Here is a 22,355-nt window from a genome sequence, read left to right as displayed (position 1 = left end):
CATTTTGGTGCAAGCGTAATTCATGAGTAATGTAGCAATATTTTGCGCTTACGTTTAATTGGTCCTAATGGCGCAGGAAAATCAACAATGCTAAAACTCATGATAAAAAAAATGAAACCCAATAATGGTAAAATTATTATTGGTGATAATGATATATTTTCTATTAAAAGAGAGAATAATCCTGTGACGTTCATTCCAGATATTCCAGTGTACTATGAAGAGTTGACTGTTTGGGAGCATCTTCAGTTTATTAAAGCACTGTACCCTGAGAACTCAGTGACAGTTGATTCATTAATTCGAGAATTTAATCTTAATCAGCACCTTAACAAAATTCCATCAGCACTTTCAAAAGGAACGTTGCAGAAACTTATGATTGCACTTGCATTGTTGCGGCAATACGATGTGCTGCTGGCAGATGAACCGTTTAATGGGTTGGATCCAGCACAAACATATAAATTCAAAAATACTTTAAAAAATTTGAAGAAACAAGATAAAACGATACTCATATCTACACATTTACTAAGTTTGGCTGAAGATTTTTGTGACAGATATATTTTTTTATATGATGGAAGAATAGTCGAACAAGGAACAAAGACAGAAATATTACAAAAGCAGCAGATGAATAAGGAAACTTCGTTGGAACAAATATATATGTCCTTAATTGGTGAGGGAGAGCATTATGCAGGAGTACAGAAAACTGTTATGTGTGAATAAGATTAGAGAAACTAAAAGATTAATAGAAAATATGCTGATACCTATATTGTCTTTGGTAGTTGCGGCAGCTGTTGTTGGATATCAAATTGTGATTAATTTTTTTCCAATAATTTGGAAAATAAATGCATGTAATCTTCGAATATGTTATCTGGTATTTGGATTTTTGATATTATACTCGTTTGGCGTTTGTTTTATTAATGTTAAACCGGCAATTATAATAAAACCGGCATCATTGTTTTTCATTCAAGAGAAAAGGATAAGACAAATGATATCAATAAAATATATAGGGTTAACCTTAAAGGACATTATATTTTCAATCATTCTTTCAGCTTGTATTAATGGAATCCATTTGAATAGAAATTTTCTATTTATATTACTCATAATATTTTTGTTATTAAATACAACTAATTTAATGAGATGGAAAATATATCATGCAAATCAAAGAAGAGATATTGGAATATGGCTGTTATTTAGTATAATCTTGGTAATATCGCTTAAATATTTTTTTATGTGTATTATTATAGATATAGGAATATGGATGTATATGCTAGTTTATGATTTTGGTGTTTTGGAAATAAATGCTTTAAAGTATGAAGATGAGATGCAATTTTTGGAAAAAGTACGTATTGCTCAAAATTTTAATAATACTGTATTGTTAGATCAATATGCAAAAGAAAAAATGGTGAGATATTTACAGAGAAAAAATAAAGTATCCAATTTTTTATACTACTTTCCATTGATATGGAAAGCTCAAATATCTATTTATAGATTAGGCAGAAATTGGATAATAATGGGAATGATTTTGTTTACGATATGTCTAGGAATTTATAAAATGCCTTTTTATTGGACGCTGCCATTTTTACAGCAAGAAGAAATACGTTATATGTTGTTGTTAGGCAGTATATTTGCCGTTTTTCGATTGACTTTACGGAGTATGGTTCAACAGTTGGATAGTATTCTTGAAAAAGCCACAGATGGTCTATTTATTCCTATATCGGAAAATCGAATTGTGAAACAGTTTATGGTGATACCAATTACAATTGTTTGTGGCGAAGGAATTATAATGGCTTTTGTTGTAAACAGCAATATAGCGCAAATACTGTTAGGGTGTGCAATACTTATATGTGCGACAGTCCTGAATCTCTGGCTAGAAGTGAAATATAAAAATTTTCTGGTGAAAAAGGATTTTATTTTAAGTATTGCTGTTTTCTTAGGAGCATTGATACTTACCAAATAGATAAGAGATATTATAGTGAGAAATGAAGTCGCTGTGATACCATTTTGATACTAAAAAATGCAGAGAATAGAAATATAGCCTGGAAAATCCACAACACAAGAAAATATGGACACGGAAATCACAGAAAATAATGAAATTTTAAGAACCTCACAAACGTATTGTTTGCAAATATGATCGGGCTGTAAATACAGGAAAATACAAGATCCCCGATTTGGCACTTTTGTGCTGAATCGGGGATTTTTTGGCGTAAAAATGCAGGTAAAGGATTCGTAGATTGACAAAACAGCCTATTTTCGCCTATTCTGAGACTGTAAAAACGCTCCGCTGGGCAACATGAGACGGTGCGGGAACAGCAGGAGGAAGGGACACGACGTGGAAGCGAAAGAGTTCGGGCGGTTTATTGCCGGAATGCGAAAAGAGAAAAAGATGACGCAGGCAGAGCTTGCGGAAAAGATTCATGTGACGGATAAAGCCGTCAGCCGGTGGGAGCGGGGGGATTCACTTAGATAAAGATACCACACCATTCCCACGCTGACTTTTGCTCAACCGATACAGCCGGAGGGCTGGATAACAAGAAAAGGCGGTATGCGCCCCGTAGAGGGGTAGCGTACCGCCTTTTCTTGTGGGGGTTTCCAAAGGGGGCAACGCCCCCATTTGGCACACGACTTTGCGAAGCAAAGTGTAGTGTGTTATACGCTCTGTCGGCGTTGCCGTGAAAATGCCGTTGCCGCCGGGGAGGGGCGGCAGGAAAACAGGACTGTGCTTGTGTGGCGTGGAGCCGCAAGCGCAGGTCTGTTTTCATCAGCAGACAGGGCGTATATGAAAGCCCCCGTCCCTCGTCCTACGCTCCGACTTGTGGACAAAGTGTCCCGAAGTTGTGGCTACACTCCCGGAAAAGTAACAGGACAGCGGGTAACCGTCAAGGCTGAAATGAACGGGTTTACACCCGGCCTTGACCGCCACCCGCCGTCCCACTGAATGGGTGGACAAGGCGGCCAATCCCTCAAAGTGCTTGTCCGCGCTCTTTCTGATTTTGAGGTATTCAGTTTTTCAAAATTGAATAATCAAAATAAATTTTTTCGATTGAAAAAATTTTATTTGTTATCATCTTCAATGCCATATTTTTTCTTTTGCCGAATCACATAATTACTGATTTTTTCATCATATAGTGGATACTGGTAATCCAACTGGCATGCCACTTCTGACGAAACCTCCCGGAACAATGCCATACATTGTTCAAAGGATTCCCACATATGGGGATAGGAATCCATATTATAAGTGGACATAAGTCGTTCCCACAATTCCTCTGGGACATATTGCTTCATAAATTTATAGTTTTTTCCCAAACTGAAATGAAATCCCTGTTTGATACCAATCAGCCAGGAAATCATGCGAAGCAATTCTTTTCGTACTATATCATTCATATGGTCAATAGCAAAAAGAATTTCTTTGCGGCATAAGCCCTTTACTACATATGTTGTAGTATTCCAAAATTCATTACAGCAATCGTCAAACATTCTTTGAGTAGGCTTCTGCAAGTGGTAGTCTATATCCGTTGGTATTGGCGGCTTTACGATACGGTTGTCTTTATCCAACAGTAACTTTACCAGTTTATCCCATGTAAAATACTCGTCTATCAGTTCCAGCGGCAGCAAAGTTAAATCTATCTTAACATCATCAGTAAACAGCATTAAATATGAAAATCCCTTTTCTACAGCTGGAAATAATTCCATATCTTCCGGCTTTTGCAGAATCAACCTTTCACCAAATATATCTAGCCATTTATCATCACTTGTGAAGCTGTCCATATCCGTAACAAAAAAAGTAATATCAAAATCCTGAAAATCATCAGGCGGAATATTTGTATTTGTTCTAGATCCTTCCAAAGTAACCATGCGAATGCGTTTGTCTGTTTTTGCAAAATTCAAAACAATATCATAAACTTCCTTTTCTGATCTCATTTTTATCTCCTCCAATTATTGAAATAGGTGTGAAGCCATTTTAGGGCTTTCCCGCCTTGATTGCTCATCAGCAAAGGCGGGCGGGGCTGTCAACGGCGGCGCGTATGCGCCGTTCATCTTGACCGTTGACTGGCTCGGCTGGCTTTGCTATCCTCCGATAAATTACTATCTGGATTTCATTTCTTTTTCAAATCTAAAGAAATAATTGTTCTCTTTTGGTATGTTGCCTGCGCTTTCACTTATTTGGTGTGGGTCTTTGTGCTTAGGATTAAAAAATTCTACAATCTTGAAACCACAACGATTTACATAAAAATGAATGTTCCGCTTATCGTAATATGGGGTATGCGTCTCCCAAATTCTTGTTTCAGGATGTAGTTCTTCAATCGCTTTCCATATCTTAAATCCATTTCCAGCATTTTGTGCGCTTGATTTCACATATAAAAGATGAAGTGAGTTGTAGCCGGTCTTATCATCTATTACAATGACTGCTCCGCCGATTCTTTCTCCGCCAATTTCTGCGATATATGCTTCAGCGCCTTTTGCGTTAAAAGATTCTTCTATATCTTCCGTGGGAAGAACTTGCTTTTCAAATTCTCCAAACTCTGACACATAAGAAATTTGAAAAGCCTCTTGTATTTCACTTACAAATGTGTTTTTTTCTTCAACGGTAATGATTGGTCTTAATTTTATTGTGTTCATACTTCCTTGCTCTCCTTAAATTTTATAGTCTGGTTCATCAAAGAAGTATGTCTTTATTCTCTCCCACCCCAATCAAATAGTTTCATAGTTCACCACTCCAAATCTCGATTTTCCGTTCTCCTACTTTCTTCCCCGCTGGGGCTTTGGATTTTTCAGCAAGTCAGACTTTTGTGCAATTCTTTTTAGCCATTTCTTTTCTTCCTCGAACAGCTTCTTGTAATTCAGTTTGAGCCGCTTGCAGATAAACATCATAGCCGCCTGCTCCGGGTCGCTGTCCTCTCTGGTGGTTTCCTCTGCGGTCTGCAAGAAATCTTCCAGTGGGTTGTCCTCTGGGACACTGAAAAAATCGTCCTTATGGGCTTCCCGCAGGTCGAGGGCTATCTTGTTTATGTCCTGCTGTATCACATAGCGGCAAAAGCTGTCGTCGTCAATATGGGCGGCGATAAGCTGTCGCAGCTGCGGGTCAGTCAAGCCGGGATTGTGTTGTTTCATAATTGTTGCACTCACAGCGTCCACAATGGCGTTTGCGCTCTGCACCTGTTTTCCTGCCACGCCGTTCACATAGATTTCAAGGTCGGCCATGAGCCGGGGAAAATCCGGGTGGGTCGCCAGTTCACACAAAAGAGAATTGTCCACCAGCCCGCTTTTTAATAGTTCAATCATGTCATCACTCAAATGCAGGTCTGCAAGATCGGCGTTTGGGTGATTTCTTGTTTGAGAACGGCCCAGCAGATAATCAACGGTCACTTCGTAAAACTTTGCCAACTCAATAAGGGCATAATGGCTGATGTCCTTGAGATTGTCCCCCTCATAACTGCCTAAAGCAGACTTGGAGAGGTGGGTCTGCTCCGCAAGCTGTTCCAGCGTCAGCCCACGCTCTACACGCAGGTCTTTCAATCGTTCTTGTATGGATAGTTCCATGCTCTCCTCCTCATCCGCTTAAGCGGCCGATATTTATTTTGTGAGAGTAATAAGTTCATCAACTGATTGGAAGCCGTTTTTCTTATAAAATTTTTCGGCCGGAAAACCTCGTTCAGTATTCAAAATGATTGCGTTCATTTTTCCTTTATTATTTTTCATTTTTTTAAACTATTTAATACTAATGTCTTTTATAATAGCTTTTCATATATTATATAATCAATCTTTATAAGTCCTTTTATAAATTTCTTTTCTACCATTTTCGATAAATTCCTGTTTAATATTTTTAATTCCATAAACAATAGTTTCAATAGGATAATATTCTTCAACTATATCTTGATATTCTTTTGCTTTCTCAATATCTATATTTCCATACATTCTTAATATATCTTCTCCAAAATTTGTTCCTATTTCTTCTTCACTATCTTCAAGTAAGTATATAAAATCACAATATTCATCTATAATTCCAGAATCTCCAAAATCAATTATTCCAGTTAATCTATTATTGCCATCTAACAATAGATGATTACAACTAAAATCATTATGGCATAAACACTTTTTACCCTCAAAAACTGTTGTTGCATTTAGTCTTTCCATAAAACTTTCTATATAATCTTTTTCTATATCAGTTAAATCATTATAAATAGTTTCACGCAACAATATATACTCTTCTAATACATTTTGTTTATTATCAATAGTACATTCACTAATATCTGTATAATCTAAACCGTGCATTTGTCTTAAAAAACTGGCAATATCTCGTTTTAACAAATTTTGTTCTTCTTCTGACATAGTAGAATAAATTTCTGGTGTTAAAAAAGTTCCTTTAATTTCTTTATAACCTAGTATAGATAATTCATCACTAATATACGAATATTCAATATTAGGAATTTTTACATTAGTTTCTAAATTTGTATTTAAAAAATTATATATTGCTTTTTCTTTTGCATAACCTTTTTTCTTATTAGTACTAAATTTTGTTTTAAAAATGTATTCATTATTAACTAAATATGCCACACTATCATAACCACTACCGATTATTTCAATACTATCTACTTTGAAATTATCAAAGTAATGCTCAATTAAATATTTCATTGCCTTAACATTTGTGGCATTATCATCATATCTATATTCCATTAAATAACAATCTTCTTTTTTGCCCTCGTGTAATTCATGTTCTGGCAAATCTTCAATAATTCTAAAACCAGATTTTTGGTATGCCCTTATTGCTCTTGGATTATTTTTATGAGGGTCTAAAATAACTGCATTAGCATTTCTTTCTTTTTTCAAAAATTCAAAAATCAATTTAATATATCTTGTACCAATTCCTTTACTCCAATAATTTGGCTCTCCTATAAATTGATCCATACCATAGACTATCTCATCAGTTTTTGGATAATGATAATCAGTATATAACTCATCATACATTTTATATATTTGTCCATATCCAATAGGAACATTGTTATATTCAATAATTACTCTAAAAACTTCATCTTCCCAAGGCTCTGTATAATGTTTTTTTAATGATTCTAATGTATATTTTTTATCTCTACCACCATAAAATTCTAATACTCTTTCATCAGTTAACCATTTTAACATCAAAGGAAAATCATCATCTATTAAAGTTCTTATACATATTTCATTTTCAACTATATTCATTTATTTATCACCTTTTTCATAATCATATACATATACTATTTCATCTTTATAATCATTTTTACCACCTAATTTTTCATATACATGGCAAGCTCTAGGATTACCTTTATCAGTTATTAAAAACATTTCAGAACAACCAATCTCTTTAGAATATTCCTTAATAAAAGATAATAATTTTGAACCATAACCTTTGTCTTGATAGTTAGGTAACATTCCTATTGAGTGTAAATAAAACATTGTTTTTCCATCAGGTCTTAAAAGTGTATAGCAATATGCAAATCCTATAATTTTATTATTTTCTTTAGCTATAAACCCAAATGAACTGGTATCATTAAGAAATCCTTTTAAATTATCAATATCAAAAACCATATTATCATCAATTAAAACTTCTTCCATTTTTTCTGTCTGTATCTCATTTTCAATCAATTTCAAAAAATAACTTCCAATCCCTTTCCCTTGCAAGTCAGTCTTTACACAAAACTGGTCGATATAATATTCCATTCCGTTAATCCATGGTTTCTTCATTCCCACGCTGATAGCAATCATACAGTTTTGGTCTTTTAAGCCATACCCTACAAAGTAGTTATTGTTTATGTAGTTTTGAAAATAACTTATCACCTGCCCTTTGGAATTGTATGTATCATTCCAGGGGGCTTTTGTGAACACATCAATAAATAAATCTGCACATTCCTCAATGTGCTCCTTTGACAGTCTAATTATGTTCAAAAATTCTCCTCCCTCATATTTTCTTCCATTATACCACAATTCCGAGAGCGTGGAAATAGGGAGTTTTCCGGGCGGATTTCCTACCTCTTGGATATACGGGACGGGCGGTTATTTAGGTGTAGACTTAGGATAGTTCATCGATGGACAGCACCTTGAAAACAGAATGACCGTCCGAAAAGGAATACCCCGGCTGGGGAAGCACCGCAAGGAACCGGACTTCGGGACAAAATGTCCCGAAGCTGCGGGGAGCGTGCCAAAGCTGGAAATCCTTTCGGGGAAAACGGCAACGGAAAGCAAAATGGAGGGAACGCATGAGAAATAACCCCTATAAAGACTTGCCGCCGCTGGAACGCAGGCCGGACGGTTCCCTTTACCGCATGACACCGGCACAGAGGAAACAGGCGGCCAGCCTGATACGCCGGGAGTGCTGTTGCTGTGAGGACGGCAACTGCATTGTCCTTGACGATGGGGACACCTGCACCTGCCCGCAGACGGTTTCTTTCTCGGTCTGCTGTAAGTGGTTCCGCTGGGCGGTCTTGCCGCTGGACGGGACGCTGGAAGCGGAGATTTTCCGGGATAAGGACTTGAAACGCTGTGTGGTCTGCGGCGGTGTGTTCGTCCCCAAATCCAACCGGGCAAAATACTGCCCCGGCTGTGCCGCCAGAGTTCACAGGCGGCAGAAAACAGAAAGTGAACGGAAAAGGAGGTCTGCTGTGGACAGTTAGGAGCGAAAAAAGCCTTGATTTATCAGGCTTTGCAAGCCCCAAACCGGGGCAGGTGGTATAAAGTATCGCCCGCCCCGGAAAACGGGCTTCTAACCGTCCACAAAACGCACTATGACAAATACCATCTATATCCATCAGCCGGAAAAGGCGTTCAGCTTCACCCGGCTCCCGAATTTCCTCTTTGAAGCCCCCACATTCAAGCCCCTGTCCAACGAGGCAAAGGTTCTGTACGCCTTTATCCTGCGCCGGACAGAGTTGTCCCGCAAGAATGGGTGGGCGGATGACTGCGGACGGATTTTCCTGTATTACCCCATCTGCGAGGTGGTTGACCTGCTCCACTGTGGGCGGCAGAAAGCGGTGAACACCCTGCGGGAACTGCAATACGCCGGACTGGTGGAAATCCAGAAGCAGGGCTGTGGAAAACCCAACCGCATTTTCCCAAAATCCTATGAAGCGGTTCCAAACACTGACTTCAAGAAATCCCGTTCTGGTACGCCGGAGGACTGAAAACCGTACCCATGAAGTACGGAAACCGCCCCTCTTGAAGTACGAAAACCGGACGGTATATAGAAATACAAAGATTAAAATGATTTATTTATATCCATTCCATTCCTATCGTATCAGAGATAATTCCGGCGGGATTTTCCCTGTGGAAAACCCCGGATAGGAAAGGAATGGGGAAAGGAGCAGAATGGCACAACACGCAATTTTGCGGTTTGAGAAGCACAAGGGCAACCCGGCAAGGCCGCTGGAAGCCCATCACGAAAGACAGAAAGAACAATACGCCAGCAACCCCGACATTGACACAAGCCGGAGTAAATACAACTTCCATATCGTCAAGCCGGAGGGACGCTATTACCACTTCATTCAGAGCCGTATCGAGCAGGCTGGATGCCGGACGAGGAAAGACAGCACACGGTTTGTCGATACGCTGATAACCGCCAGCCCGGAGTTCTTCAAGGGGAAATCCCCAAAAGAGATACAGGCGTTCTTCCAAAGGGCGGCAGATTTCCTCATTGGCCGGGTAGGACGGGAAAATATCGTGTCGGCGGTGGTACACATGGACGAGAAAACGCCCCACCTGCATTTGACCTTTGTTCCGCTGACAAAGGACAACCGCCTGTGCGCTAAGGAGATTATCGGCAACCGGGCAAACCTGACGAAGTGGCAGGACGATTTTCACGCCTATATGGTGGAGAAATATCCCGACTTGGAGCGTGGGGAAAGTGCCAGCAAGACAGGCCGGAAGCATATCCCCACCCGGATTTTCAAACAGGCGGTTTCCCTCTCCCGGCAGGCAAGAGCCATTGAAGCCGCCCTTGACGGCATTAACCCGCTGAACGCCGGAAAGAAAAAAGAGGAAGCCCTCTCCATGCTGAAAAAGTGGTTCCCGCAGATGGAGAACTTCTCCGGGCAACTGAAAAAGTACAAGGTCACAATCAATGACCTGTTGGCGGAGAATGAGAAGCTGGAAGCAAGGGCAAAGGCCAGCGAAAAAGGAAAGATGAAAGATACGATGGAACGGGCAAAGCTGAAAAGCGAACTGGACAATTTACAGCGGCTGGTTGACCGTATCCCGCCGGATATACTGGCGGAACTGAAACGGCAGCAGCGGCACACGGTAAAGGAAAGGTGATAGATATAAGCAGAAATTTTCGCCGCCTTTGTGCGGCATTGTACCTTGAAAACTGAATATGGAGGACACTGGATGGCAAAAAGCGAAAGCGATATTTTCACACCCCGGACAGGGCAGGTCATACAAGCAGAGAACGGCACGCAGTATTTTGTATGTGGGAACAACCGTATAAAAATCTCCGAACACTTCGCCGCAGGCGGGAAGCCCCTCGGTGATCTGATTGTAGATGTGGTGCGGCATACCGCAGAAAAAGCCGCTTCAACCTGATAGCCCATCATTGATAACACGCCCACGCTTATGATATAATTGCCATAGAGCAAAAGTATTGTAAGCGTGGGTTGTTTCTTTAGAAGGAGGATTTTTAACGGTGAAACAACCTTACAATACTACGATTTACAACACGGCGCTTTATATGAGATTGAGCCGGGACGATGAAAACTATGGTGACAGCGTAAGCATTGAAACACAGCGGACAATCCTGCAACAGTACGCAAAGGAACAGGGGCTTCATGTAGTCGGTGAGTATGTGGACGATGGCTGGTCGGGGACGAACTTTGAACGGCCGGATTTTCAGCGCATGATGGACGATATGGAAGCCGGAAAAGTAAACTGCATTGTCACGAAAGACCTGTCCCGTTTCGGGCGGGAACATGTGATGATGGACTACTATCTGGAATTTCTGTTCCCGGAGAAACGGGTTCGCTACATCGCCGTTGCGGAGAATGAGGACACAGAGAAAGGGCTTTCCGATTTTGTCCCGTTCAAAAACCTGTTCAATGAATGGTTTGCGAAAGATACAAGCCGCAAGGTAAAGGCCGCTTTCAAAGCAAAGTTTGCCACAGGACAGCGTATCGGCGCCTATGCTCCCATCGGGTACAGGAAACACCCGGAAATCAAAAACAAGCTGATAATCGACGAGGAAACCCGCTGGATAGTGGAGAAGATTTTTGACCTTGCTATTCATGGCAGAGGGGCGGCCAGTATCACAAGAATACTGATTGCGGAAAAGGTTCCCACACCGGGATTTATCAACTTCCAGCGTGACGGGACTTTTGCAAACATCTATGCGGGTGCGCCGGAGGAAAAAAGCTACGCATGGACGATAGCCCAGGTCAAGAGCATTATGAAAGACGAAACCTATATCGGCCATACCATTCATTACCGGGAAACGAACATTTCCTTTAAGAACAAGCGGAGGGTACGCAAGCCCCAAAGTGAATGGGTGCGGGTGGAGAACACGCAGGAGCCGATTATCAGCGAGCAGGTTTTCCGGCAGGTACAGGAGCAGATAGCAAACCGCCGCAGGAAGTGCAAGGATGGTACAACGCAGATTTTTTCCGGATTGGTAAAATGTGCGGATTGCGGCTGGTCGCTGTCCTATGGGGAGAACAGGCAGAACAGCAAGCCTTACGGCCATTATCATTGTAGCAAGTACGGGCAGGGCACACGCCAATGCTCCATGCACTATATCCGTTATGATGTGCTTTATGCCTATGTCCTCTCCCGTCTGCAATACTGGTCGGGGCTGGTACAGCATGATGAAGAACGGCTCTTGAAGCAGCTGTTAAATGCCACTGATAAGGGACAGGCTGCCGCAAGAAAGAAGCAGGCCGCAGAACTGAAAAAGGCAGAGAAGCGAAAAGCCGAAGTCGATACTTTGTTTGCCCGGATGTATGAGGACTGGGCGGCGGGGCGTATCACGGAATACAACTTCTCTATGCTGTCCGGGAAGTACCAAAGCGAACAGGCTGAACTGGACGAAAAGATTGAACAGCTTCAATCCGCTATCGCCACTGAAAGCCAGAACGCCGTAGACGCAGAAAAATGGATTGCCTTGATGAAAGAGTGCGTCAATCCAACAGAACTGACCGCCGAACTTTTGAATATGCTGATTGAAAAAATCGTTGTCCATGAAGCGGTCAAAGGTGAGGACGGAAGCCGGGAACAGGAGGTAGAAATCTTCTACCGCTTTATCGGCAAAATTGATTGAATGATACCAATATCTTTAACTATGTGATACCGGACTTGGCTTTCCCGATATCCAGACGATTGAGCCGCTGGCTCAGGCACTTGGGATTTCTGTGCTGGAACTGATGCGCTCCGAACGGCAGGAGAAGGCGGTGCCGGAAATTCAGTATACTCAGAAGGAGGTGGCCGAAATGCTGCAGAACGCAGGTGACATTTCAAGGCAGCAGAAAAAACAGGACCGGAACGCAAACGTGATCGCGGGATTTCTGGTGATCGGTGTGGCAGCGGCAGCGTGGGCGGCAAAGATCGTAAACGTGGGCGGCGGCCTGATTCTAGGCGGTCTGGTGGCAGCAGCGTTTGTATCGCTGTGGTATTTCTTCCAGAACCTCGATGATGAAGAAAGCCGGAAAGTCTATGGGGCAGCATCCATTCTGTCTATGGGCATTCTGGCATCCCTGGTAAATTTCGTCTGGGGCGATCAGCTGGCAGAATTCATTCCCGGCGGTCTGGAACGAAAAGAGCAGATCTTCTGGACCCTGTGGTATCTGTTTGTTCTGGTAATGATGATGATCGGAACCATTCGATGTATCCGCCGGCAGAGACAGAAAAAAGAAAAGAAATACAAAACCGTTCTTTTCACGGCAATTATGGCGACGATCATGTTTGTAACACTGTGGCAGTATCAGAACACCATGCAGAACCGGTACAAAAACACAGGAATCTGGAGCGGCGCACAGCAGTACGCCGAGGTGCTGCTGAAAAGAAACAAAAACCTCGAAAACGACTGGCTGATCGGCGATGAGTCCTGGCGCGAAGGAAACAAAAATACTTTCGAAATTCGCCTTACCTATTACGCTGATGCCGATGACGCAAAAGAGGGACGTGAAAGCGAATATCAGTACAAGATTCATTTTGATGATGTTGACGGCTACGTCATCAAATCAGAAGGCGTACCAGAGAAAGAGATTGTTTTCCCGGAAAATAAATAAGAAGTGAGAAACGGGATTCCATTCTTGCGCCTCCCACAGAAAAAGACTATACTCATAGTATCAGCATGTACGCTCGGAATCTTTCTGCACTTGCTTTTGCGACTGGCGGTTGGAATCAGTTATGATAAAGAAACAAAAGAACATGCCTGTAAAATAGAAGTATTGTGATGATTTGCAAGCTGTGGAAAAGGGATATCGTGTGTGTGAACGGAGAAAAGCAAGTAAAAATAGTAATCTTTACTATTTTTACTTGCTTTTTCCTCCATCATAGGATAATATAAAAATATACGGTTCGGAGCAGGTTCCGGGCAGGAAAAAACAAGATGGAAAGGATATGGATTTTTATGAAAATTACAGAGGATATTATCTACGCGGGAGTCAACGATCATCAGGTAGACCTGTTTGAAGGTCAGTACAAAGTGCCGAACGGCATGGCATATAATTCTTACGTAATTCTCGATGAAAAAACGGCAGTTATGGATACCGTAGATGCAAACTTTGCGGATGAATGGCTGGCAAATGTTGCGAAAGCACTGGATGGCAGAAAACCGGATTACCTGATCGTACAGCATATGGAGCCGGATCACTCTGCGAATATTGAAAACTTCGTAAAAGCATATCCGGAAGCAACCGTTGTTGCAAACACAAAAACCTTTGCCATGATGAAAAACTTTTTCCCAAAGATGGATCTCGCCGGAAGGAAACTGGAAGTAAAGGACGGTGAGTCCCTTACGCTCGGAAAACACGTTCTGACCTTCGTGTTCGCTCCGATGGTACACTGGCCGGAGGTTATGGTTACATACGACAGCACGGACAAGGTTCTGTTCGCAGCAGACGGTTTTGGAAAATTCGGTGCACTCGACCGCGAGGAACCATGGGATGACGAAGCACGCCGTTATTTTATCGGTATTGTCGGAAAATACGGTTTGCAGGTACAGAAGCTCCTGAAAGTAGCAGGTACGCTGGATATCCGGAAAATCTGTTCCCTGCACGGTCCGGTTCTGACGGAAAATCTTGGCCACTACATTGAAAAATACGATATCTGGTCTTCCTACCGCCCGGAAGAAGAAGGTGTTGTGGTTGCCTATACTTCTGTTTACGGCAATACAAAAAAAGCTGCCGAATTGCTTGCAGATAAGCTGAAAGAAAAAGGCTGCCCGAAGGTCGTTGTTTACGATCTGGCAAGAGACGATATGTCTGCTGCCGTAGCGGATGCTTTCCGTTACAGTAAGCTGGTTCTCGCAACCCTGACCTACAATGCAGGCATTTACCCGTTCATGCAGGATTTCATCAACCGTCTGACAGAGCGCAGCTTCCAGAACCGCACCATCGGTCTGATCGAAAACGGAAGCTGGGCACCGACCGCAGCAAAAGTGATGAAGGGCATGTTTGAGAAGAGCAAAAATATCACCTGGACAGAGAATAATGTAAAAGTAATGTCCGCTGTGAAGGAAGAGAACGTAAAAGAGATCGAGGCACTGGCCGAAGAACTCTGCAAATAAGAAATTAAGAAGAGAAGAAAGAATATGGGAAAAATGCTCCGCTGGACTTTGCGAAAGGCAAAGACAGCGGAGTCTTTCGTTCTCCTCTTTTGGAAAGAAGATTCTGTGGAGTTCCGGAGGGAGCAGGATCGCCCTGCGGTGGGTCAAAAAAAGCCGGGGGTTGAATTTTGCGAAAGCCTGCGGCCGCCTCTTTGTAAGTGAGACTGCATCAGGTTTCTGATCTTTCGATTTTGATGTCATAATATTCTGAAAATAATAAAATGTAAAATAAATTAAAAGAAAGTATTGACAAAACGGAGAAGATGAGTTAATATAAGATCAACAAAAGAAAAGAGAACAAAAATAAAAACAAGAAAGAAACATCAAAACGAAAAAGAAACATCAAGACGAAATCTAAGAAAGTAAGAGGTACAGTCCAATGGCATAGTTAATCTGAACATCAAAAAAATCTCTGAAGAGTTTACATATAGAACCTAAAGGAGATGATTCCAATGAAAGGCAGAGGCCCATAGGGAAAAAATAAAAACAAAAAAATCCAGGAGGTACGGTCCAAAAGGAACATAACGAAATACCCCGAAATCAATGAAAGCAGCAGGTGTATAAAATGAAATTACTGGAAATTCATTAAAAGCCCGGTCGAGAAAAAAATAAATCGATCGGGCTTAAACTATGTCTGCTGAAAAATCTGTTTGACTGCCCTGCGGTCTGCGCGAGCCGTGAAAGCAGAAAAGACGCTACAGCCCCGAAAGAAACGAGAGCATACAGCGTCCTTTTTCTTTCAAGAATCAGTGTAATACTTGTACGCATGTGTTTACGAGTTGTTTTTTGCAAAAACGATTCTTTTTCAGATGTCTGGTTTTGGCAAGGTAAGTATGGTAGAATAAGAAACGGAAAATGGATAGGAGGAAACGAATCTATGTATTACATACCAGACGGAACCAAAACATGTGGTTATTATGAATGCAAGAAATGCGGCAACCGCTTTTTATCCCTTCAGACGATGGAAAAAATCCCATGCCCGGACTGCGAGGCGGAGGTGGATTATGAAATCGGGCCTGGTGAATCTTTGGAGGATGTGCTGGATACCGCAGTGCTGCTGCAAAGAATTGAGGGCGAAGAGGAAGTGGAAAAGATGGATGCACTCTTAAGTCTTGCGATTACCGGCGGAGATTTTGACTGGATCTGATATACCGGAGTCTTTTTCAAACAGGCGCCGGACAGGTGGCGGATATTTGATGAAAGCAAAGTCTGGCGTTCGCTCTGAATTTTCACAGAATTTTGCCGGAGTTTTTCCGCGATTTTAAAAGAAAACAAAGAAATTTCAAAGGTTCATGAGAAAAATGTTCAGAAATGACTGAAAAAATATCGGCAAAATTGTATAAAATTGACAGAACTGACGCAAAAGACCGGAAATCATCGAAAAATTTAAGGATTGACAAAAAGCGGGAATTCCGTTAGAATGTGCCTATGTTGAAAAACAGCAGAGCAATGGAACAAAATAAAGACAACGCAACGGAGCGGTTCTGAAAAAAGAATCTCTCCGTTTTTTTATTTCTTCCCTTTCTCCCAGGTTTAAATTTCTCCCGGAAAACACTCTCAGGAAACCAGAAAATGATCTGTCTGTTTTTCAAGATAAACTCCATATAAGTAATGGATTCGCGAAGGCGCGGTACGAAGGGAAAGCTTTGTGCCGCGTTTTTCCATCCAAAGGATACCTGCAAATGGCAGTAAAAAGTTCGCAACGGGGCGATCTGGAAGGAAGACTTCCAGGTCGTTTTTTGTTATCAAAGGTATCAGGGACTGCTTCTGAAAACCAAATTTGATTTTGTCAGAAACAGGACAGAAAAAATGCAGAACCGGAAAGGAGAAAGTCCGATGGAAAACACAAACGTCTTATTTGACCGAAAGCGTCTGGTCCGGCTGATCGTTCCCTTGATTGTGGAACAGGTGCTGGCCGTTACCGTCGGTATGGCAGACATGGTGATGGTATCCGGAGCCGGTGAAACGGCTGTTTCCGGAATCTCACTTGTCAATACGATCTGTGTACTGCTGATCGTGATTTTCACATCGATGGCAAGCGGCGGTTCCGTTGTCGGAGCCCAGTTCCTCGGAAGCGGGGATAAGAAAACAGCGTGTCACGCAGCCGAACAGCTCGTTATGATCTGCGGACTGATTGCACTTGTCATCTGCGGCATTTCCTTTTTCGGAAACCGCTGGATTCTCCGTGTGGTCTACGGATCGGTGGAAGAGCAGGTTATGGCCTATGCGGTGGAATACTTCTTCATTACATCGCTTTCGTTCCCGTTCCTTGGCATCTACAATGCGGGGGCAGCGCTTTTCCGGGTTATGGGAAACTCAAATATTTCAATGGTTACTTCCATCGTGATGAATGCGCTGAACATCATCGGAAATGCTGTTTTTGTTTTCGGCTTTGACATGGGAGTTGCAGGCGTGGCACTTTCCACTTTGATTTCCAGAGCCTTTGCCAGTATTGTGATTCTTGTACTGCTGCATCAGGAAAAATACGAGATCCACTGTACGAAATGGTTCCTGGCCGGATGGGACAAGGAGATGATGAAAAAGATCTTTTCCATCGGTGTTCCGCAGGCACTGGAAAACAGTATGTTCCAGATCGGAAAGCTGTTGACCCAGAGCATGATTGCCGGATTTGGAACAGCATCGATTGCAGCAAATGCCTGTGCAATGACCGTGGAACAGCTTGCTTTTATGCCGGGATCGGCGATGGGACTTGCCATGACAACCGTGGTTGGCCAGTGTGTCGGAGCGGGAGATTATAAGCAGGCGAGAAGCTATACAAAGAAGCTGATCACAGGAGCCTACGCATTCCTTTGGATTCTGAATATCCTGCTTCTGGCAGCAGCACCACTGTTCGCCGGAGCATATAACCTTTCCGATGGCGCTTACCGGATGGCAGTGATTGTGATTCGATACCACAGCATCTGCTGTATGATGATCTGGCCGCTGGCCTTTACCCTTCCGAATACGATGCGTTCTGCCGGCGATGCCAAGTTTACGATGACGGTCAGCATCCTGTCCATGTGGTTCGTTCGAATTGCACTGGCGTATCTGATCGGTGTTTCCCTCCATGTGGGACTCCTTGGTGTCTGGATTGCACAGACCCTCGACTGGGTAGTCCGTGCAGGATTTTGCATTGTCCGGTATCTCGGTCATAAATGGGAAAATAAATCCGTTGTAAGGCAACAGGAAAAGGAAATTCTTACAGAATAAAAACAGAAGAATTAACTTGTCGGCATACTGGAAATCCATCTTGAAATCGGAACATAAAAAGACAGAAGTACAACAGGAGGCGAGGCGTATGAAAGAAGAAAACTATGAGGTAGTCGTTTTTCAGGGAGACCCGGGAACCATCGATCTGACGTACGAAGAAATAGAAGCAGAGTGGAACAAAATGCTGCAGACCGTACCGCAGATTGGAAAGTTCCGTATCATCCATCAGGAGAAAAAGAGGTACACCTTCGAAGATTACAGCAGTCAGATCGGGAACGCCGACGCAGCACTTGGTATCTGGGTCCACAAAGGAGTGATCAACGAAAAGCTCTTTGAAGCGCATCCGAATCTGAAATATATCGCAACGCTGGGACATGGATTTGAAGACTTCGATGTGGAAATGACAAGACGCCGGGGCGTGACCATAACGAATACGATTTACGGCGATGTCACCATTGCCCAGTATGCGATGGCACTGCTCATGAACATCTGTCATAACGTGACGGTACAGAGCGATTACACCAAAACAGGGTACTGGAAAGAAAAAGAAACGAATCCGCAGGCAAGCTACAATCAACTGTTCGTGCCGCAGATTGAGCTCTACCAGAAAACGATGGGAATCATCGGACTTGGCGCAATCGGCCTCTGGACGGCAAGAATGGCAAAGGGCTTTGGCATGAAGGTCATCGCAAACAGCCGTCACAAAAAGGCGGGGCCGCAGTATGACGGCATCGAGCAGGTCAGCATGGAAGAAATCTTCGAACGGTCGGATGTAATCTCGATCCACTGTCCACATACAAAGGAAACAGAAAATCTGCTGAACCGTGAAGCGTTTGCCAAAATGAAGGACGGTGTCATCATTATCAACACCGCGCGGGGCATCATCATCGATGAGGAGGCGCTTCTTGAGGCGCTGGAATCGAGAAAGGTTTATATGGCAGGACTCGATGTTGTCGCAAATGAGCCGCCGCAGTATCAGATTCCGCTGATGCAGTCGCCGTACACCTTTATTACTTCCCATATCGCCTGGCAGCCGAAGGCAGCAAGACTCCGCGCAGTCGATCTGGCGGTGAAAAACTTCCGGTCTTACCTGGAGGGAATGCCGACGAGTGTGATTAATTAAAAACAGTGGATTGTGAAAACAGCTGCAAAAAAACAGCTGCAAAAAAACGACTGTAAAAACAACTATAAAAACAATTGTAAAAACAGCAGAGCTGCGGAACAGTCCAGGCATGAAAGAAGAGGTTAGAAAATCTGTCAGAAAACAGATTTCTATATAGAAGCAGCAGAGCCGGTAAATGGAGGTAGGAAGCTTGTACAGGAGCCGGTTCGGAAAGGGAGGGAAAATCATGAAAAAGCTGGAAATTGTAATTCGTCCGGAGAGTCTCGAAAATCTGGAGCTACTCCTCGAGGAACAGAAGGCAAACGGTATGATGATCACGAATATCCTTGGATATGGAAACCAGAAGGGATATCGTCAGATGTACCGCGGAGCGGAAATCGTGGCCAAAATGCTTCCGAAGGTTAAAGTGGAAACCGTTGTGGAGGATGACAAGGTTCCGAAAATCGTTGATTTTGTTGTAAAAAACCTGTCAACCGGAAACTACGGCGATGGAAAAATTTTCGTTTACGATGTCGAAGATGCAGTGCGGATCCGGACAGGTGAGCACGGCGAACAGGCACTTTAAAAAATCTGAAAGCTACCGTTTCAAGATGACCGTTTCAGAAGATCTGCAGACGGGAACAGGTAAGATGGGAATGAGGAGGAACTTATTATGGAAAACACACAGGTATTACTCAATATCGTATGGACCATGGTCGGAGCCTTTCTGGTGTACTTTATGCAGGCCGGATTTGCCATGGTGGAGACAGGATTTACAAGAGCGAAAAACTCCGGAAACATTCTGATGAAGAATATGATGGATTTCGTGCTCGGCTCTATTTTCTTCTTTATCATCGGATTTGCGCTGATGTTCGGAGGAAGCAATGCCTTTATCGGAACAGCAGGTTTCTTTCATCCGAAATCGCTGGCAGATGCAGATGGTATGTTCAACGGCCTGCCGATCGGCGTATTTATGATTTTCCAGACCGTGTTCTGTGCAACATCGGCCACGATTGTATCAGGTGCTATGGCAGAGAGAACCAAATTCATCTCTTATTTGATTTACTCCGCAGCCATCAGCGTTTTCATTTATCCGATCACCGGACACTGGATCTGGGGCGGCGGCTGGTTAAGCCAGATCGGGTTCCATGATTTTGCAGGATCTACTGCAGTTCATATGGTCGGCGGTCTGTGTGCCCTTGCCGGTGCAAAAATGGTCGGACCTCGTATCGGAAAATATACAAAAGAGGGAAAACCGGTTGCTATTCCTGGTCATAACCTTCCGCTTGGAGCACTTGGTGTCTTTATCCTCTGGTTCTGCTGGTTCGGATTTAACTGTGGATCGACCACAGCAGCAACCTATAACCTTGGCGACATTGCCATGACCACAAACCTCGCAGCAGCAGCAGCAACGCTTGTTACCCTGATTGTTACCTGGGTACGTTATGGAAAACCGGATATCAGTATGACAATGAACGGCGCACTGGCCGGACTGGTAGCTATTACAGCAAGTTGTGATGTAGTCAATGATTACGAGGCACTGTTCATTGGAGCAGTTGCAGGTGTTGTCGTTGTATTTGCAGTTGAATTCTTTGATAAAGTCGTAAAAATCGATGACCCGGTTGGTGCAATCAGTGTACATGGTGTCTGTGGAGCACTCGGAACCTTATTCACCGGCATTTTTGGTGAGGGATGCAGCTTTATCACCCAGCTGATCGGTTTTGTAGCAGTTGCGGCATATACCCTGATCCTGGCGTTCATTCTGTTCTTTGTCCTGAAAAAGACCATCGGACTTCGCGTAACCGAGAAAGAAGAGATCGACGGACTGGATATGCACGAGCACGGATGCAGCGCTTATGCAAACTTCCACTTCCATAATGATAAATAAAAAAAGGATCAATAAAAAGGTGGTGCGGATATGAAAAAGCTGACAGTTATTGTCAAACCCGCGAACCGGGAGGATGTCATCGACATCATGGAATCGTGTGCCGTGTACGGCGTGATGGAAACGGATATCACCGGATATGGAAACCAGAAGGGTTACCGGGTGATGTACCGCGGAACCATGAGCGGACCGAATGTACTGATGAAATGCAAATTCGAGACCGTCGGTGACGATAAGACAATTGCAGTATTAAAAGGCTTCCTGGAAAAGAAGCTGTGTACCGGAAATATCGGAGACGGAAAGATTTTTGTCGAGAAAGTGGCAGATGTCATCCGGGTTCGTACCGGTCAGCGCGGCGAGGAAGCATTATAAAAACAAAAGACAGTAAAAAGGTGCAAAGAGGCAGCCAGAACAGATCGTTCGGCTGCCTCTTCTGAGCTAAAAAAGCCGGAACGGGAGGAATGCTGCATGGTAAGATATATCATAAAACGTTTATTCATTGGAGTGGTGACGATCTGGGCGCTGATCACCATTACCTTTTTCCTGATTCGGATTATGCCGGGCAGCCCGTTCGAGGCAGACAATCTTTCCAAGAGCGCCATTGAGCAGCTTGAATCGACCTACGGGCTGGATGAACCCATGTGGAAACAGTATATCCTTTACATGGAAAATCTGATGCACGGGGATCTCGGCATTTCCTATAAAAAGAACGTTTCTGTTAATACACTGATCGCAAGAGGATTTCCGTACACGCTAAGCATCGGACTTCTCTCTATCGCGGTATCTGCTTTCATCGGTATTCTGATGGGCATCTGGATGGCGACGAGCAAGCGGCTGGCAGTGAAAAACACCTTGCTTGGAATTGCGACGCTGGGGGTCAGTATCCCGGGATTCGTCACAGCGATCCTGCTGATGATGATTTTCGGTGTCTGGTGGCCGGTACTCCCGATCGTCGGTCTTGGTTCTCCGGCCAACTACATTCTTCCGGTGGCAGCACAGTCATTCGGACAGATCGCTTCGATTGCCAGACTGACCAAGAGTACGTATTCCGAGGCGATCCAGATGGATTACGTAACGATGGCAAGAGCGAAGGGACTTAGCAATCTGTACATCACCGCGCGTCACGTCCTTAAAAATGCACTGATCCCGGTTGTCACCTATTTCGGACCGGCCATCGCATTTCTGATCACAGGAAGCTTCGTCGTAGAATCTATTTTTTCCATTCCCGGAATCGGACGTGAATTTACGAATGCGATCACGAACCGTGATTACACCGTAGTCCTTAGCTTCAGTGTTTTCATCGGTGTGATTATCACCGTTGCAAACCTGGCGGTGGATATCATTTGTTCCCTCATTGACCCGAGAATCAAACTGACAAACTAGGAGGT

22 protein-coding genes are annotated in these 22,355 nt (G+C 43.3%); 17 read left to right on the top strand and 5 right to left on the bottom strand.

The genetic code is table 11. The features are described from left to right. The first annotated feature begins 42 nt into the window (after nt 1-42). From DXD92_RS11960 to DXD92_RS11950, 3 genes are all read left to right on the top strand, one after another. Nucleotides 43-714 carry an ABC transporter ATP-binding protein gene (locus DXD92_RS11960; RefSeq protein ID WP_279220659.1) on the top strand — a complete coding sequence of 224 codons (672 nt, stop codon included), beginning with the start codon at nt 43-45 and terminating at the stop codon, nt 712-714. Next, entirely contained in the window at nt 680-1,951 is a 1,272-nt protein-coding gene (locus DXD92_RS11955) for a hypothetical protein (protein ID WP_118640589.1), read from the top strand. The genes DXD92_RS11960 and DXD92_RS11955 overlap by 35 nt, the downstream gene beginning before the upstream one ends. A 372-nt stretch (nt 1,952-2,323) precedes the next feature. Further along, complete coding sequence (locus tag DXD92_RS11950; RefSeq protein ID WP_243104893.1) at nt 2,324-2,461, top strand: helix-turn-helix domain-containing protein; 138 nt, start codon at nt 2,324-2,326, stop codon at nt 2,459-2,461. Between the two features lie 584 nt (nt 2,462-3,045). Here DXD92_RS11950 and DXD92_RS11935 read toward each other — a convergent pair. The 5 genes from DXD92_RS11935 to DXD92_RS19685 all read right to left on the bottom strand — a co-directional run bounded on the left by DXD92_RS11935 (nt 3,046) and on the right by DXD92_RS19685 (nt 7,911). Beyond that, on the bottom strand, nt 3,046-3,912 hold the full coding sequence (locus DXD92_RS11935) for an aminoglycoside 6-adenylyltransferase AadE (protein ID WP_001255868.1): 867 nt from the start codon (nt 3,910-3,912) through the stop codon (nt 3,046-3,048). Between the two features lie 165 nt (nt 3,913-4,077). Then, nucleotides 4,078-4,611, bottom strand: coding sequence for a GNAT family N-acetyltransferase (locus DXD92_RS11930; protein WP_022616447.1), 534 nt, complete (start codon nt 4,609-4,611; stop codon nt 4,078-4,080). Nucleotides 4,612-4,731: 120 nt separating this feature from the next. Then, nucleotides 4,732-5,532, bottom strand: a complete 801-nt coding sequence (locus tag DXD92_RS11925) for a helix-turn-helix domain-containing protein (protein ID WP_024739815.1) — start codon at nt 5,530-5,532, stop codon at nt 4,732-4,734. 216 nt (nt 5,533-5,748) lie between these two features. Then, entirely contained in the window at nt 5,749-7,188 is a 1,440-nt protein-coding gene (locus tag DXD92_RS11920) for a bifunctional aminoglycoside N-acetyltransferase AAC(6')-Ie/aminoglycoside O-phosphotransferase APH(2'')-Ia (RefSeq protein ID WP_001028144.1), read from the bottom strand. Further along, nucleotides 7,189-7,911, bottom strand: coding sequence for a GNAT family N-acetyltransferase (locus DXD92_RS19685; protein WP_022616448.1), 723 nt, complete (start codon nt 7,909-7,911; stop codon nt 7,189-7,191). Nucleotides 7,912-8,222: 311 nt separating this feature from the next. Here DXD92_RS19685 and DXD92_RS11910 point away from each other — a divergent pair, with 311 nt between their 5' ends. From DXD92_RS11910 to DXD92_RS18745, 14 genes are all read left to right on the top strand, one after another. Then, nucleotides 8,223-8,636, top strand: a complete 414-nt coding sequence (locus DXD92_RS11910; RefSeq protein ID WP_002584985.1) for a cysteine-rich VLP domain-containing protein — start codon at nt 8,223-8,225, stop codon at nt 8,634-8,636. 111 nt (nt 8,637-8,747) lie between these two features. After that, nucleotides 8,748-9,143 (top strand): replication initiator protein A, encoded by a 396-nt coding sequence (locus tag DXD92_RS11905; RefSeq protein WP_002584984.1) that lies wholly within the window; start codon nt 8,748-8,750, stop codon nt 9,141-9,143. A gap of 184 nt (nt 9,144-9,327) precedes the next feature. Next, nucleotides 9,328-10,272 (top strand): MobV family relaxase, encoded by a 945-nt coding sequence (gene mobV, locus DXD92_RS11900; RefSeq protein WP_002584983.1) that lies wholly within the window; start codon nt 9,328-9,330, stop codon nt 10,270-10,272. A 72-nt stretch (nt 10,273-10,344) separates the two neighbouring features. After that, nucleotides 10,345-10,539 (top strand): hypothetical protein, encoded by a 195-nt coding sequence (locus tag DXD92_RS11895; protein ID WP_002334813.1) that lies wholly within the window; start codon nt 10,345-10,347, stop codon nt 10,537-10,539. 145 nt (nt 10,540-10,684) lie between these two features. Continuing rightward, nucleotides 10,685-12,262 (top strand): recombinase family protein, encoded by a 1,578-nt coding sequence (locus DXD92_RS11890; RefSeq protein ID WP_071599205.1) that lies wholly within the window; start codon nt 10,685-10,687, stop codon nt 12,260-12,262. 169 nt (nt 12,263-12,431) lie between these two features. Then, nucleotides 12,432-13,229, top strand: coding sequence for a hypothetical protein (locus tag DXD92_RS11885; protein ID WP_243104891.1), 798 nt, complete (start codon nt 12,432-12,434; stop codon nt 13,227-13,229). A gap of 344 nt (nt 13,230-13,573) precedes the next feature. Continuing rightward, entirely contained in the window at nt 13,574-14,731 is a 1,158-nt protein-coding gene (locus tag DXD92_RS11880; protein WP_118640593.1) for an FprA family A-type flavoprotein, read from the top strand. Between the two features lie 916 nt (nt 14,732-15,647). After that, entirely contained in the window at nt 15,648-15,917 is a 270-nt protein-coding gene (locus DXD92_RS11875; RefSeq protein ID WP_118640588.1) for a hypothetical protein, read from the top strand. A 689-nt stretch (nt 15,918-16,606) separates the two neighbouring features. Next, complete coding sequence (locus tag DXD92_RS11870) at nt 16,607-17,980, top strand: MATE family efflux transporter (RefSeq protein ID WP_118640592.1); 1,374 nt, start codon at nt 16,607-16,609, stop codon at nt 17,978-17,980. 88 nt (nt 17,981-18,068) lie between these two features. Continuing rightward, nucleotides 18,069-19,103 carry a 2-hydroxyacid dehydrogenase gene (locus tag DXD92_RS11865; RefSeq protein WP_118640587.1) on the top strand — a complete coding sequence of 345 codons (1,035 nt, stop codon included), beginning with the start codon at nt 18,069-18,071 and terminating at the stop codon, nt 19,101-19,103. A 226-nt stretch (nt 19,104-19,329) separates the two neighbouring features. Continuing rightward, nucleotides 19,330-19,668, top strand: coding sequence for a P-II family nitrogen regulator (locus tag DXD92_RS11860; RefSeq protein ID WP_055221847.1), 339 nt, complete (start codon nt 19,330-19,332; stop codon nt 19,666-19,668). An 87-nt stretch (nt 19,669-19,755) separates the two neighbouring features. Beyond that, on the top strand, nt 19,756-20,970 hold the full coding sequence (locus DXD92_RS11855) for an ammonium transporter (protein WP_055227847.1): 1,215 nt from the start codon (nt 19,756-19,758) through the stop codon (nt 20,968-20,970). Nucleotides 20,971-21,000: 30 nt separating this feature from the next. Continuing rightward, a complete protein-coding gene (locus DXD92_RS11850) occupies nt 21,001-21,339 on the top strand; it encodes a P-II family nitrogen regulator (protein WP_118640586.1) in 339 nt (112 codons plus the stop codon). Between the two features lie 96 nt (nt 21,340-21,435). After that, the gene (locus DXD92_RS18745; RefSeq protein WP_199695853.1) at nt 21,436-22,350 is read left to right on the top strand and encodes an ABC transporter permease; all 915 of its coding nucleotides are present in this window, start codon (nt 21,436-21,438) and stop codon (nt 22,348-22,350) included. The last annotated feature ends 5 nt before the right edge of the window (nt 22,351-22,355 follow it).

Origin of the sequence: Blautia sp. TM10-2, from assembly GCF_003480845.1 — a bacterium.
Lineage (GTDB): Bacteria > Bacillota > Clostridia > Lachnospirales > Lachnospiraceae > Fusicatenibacter > Fusicatenibacter saccharivorans.
The sequence above is the reverse complement of the archived record's forward strand: the minus strand, read 5'-3'. Positions and strand labels throughout refer to the sequence as shown.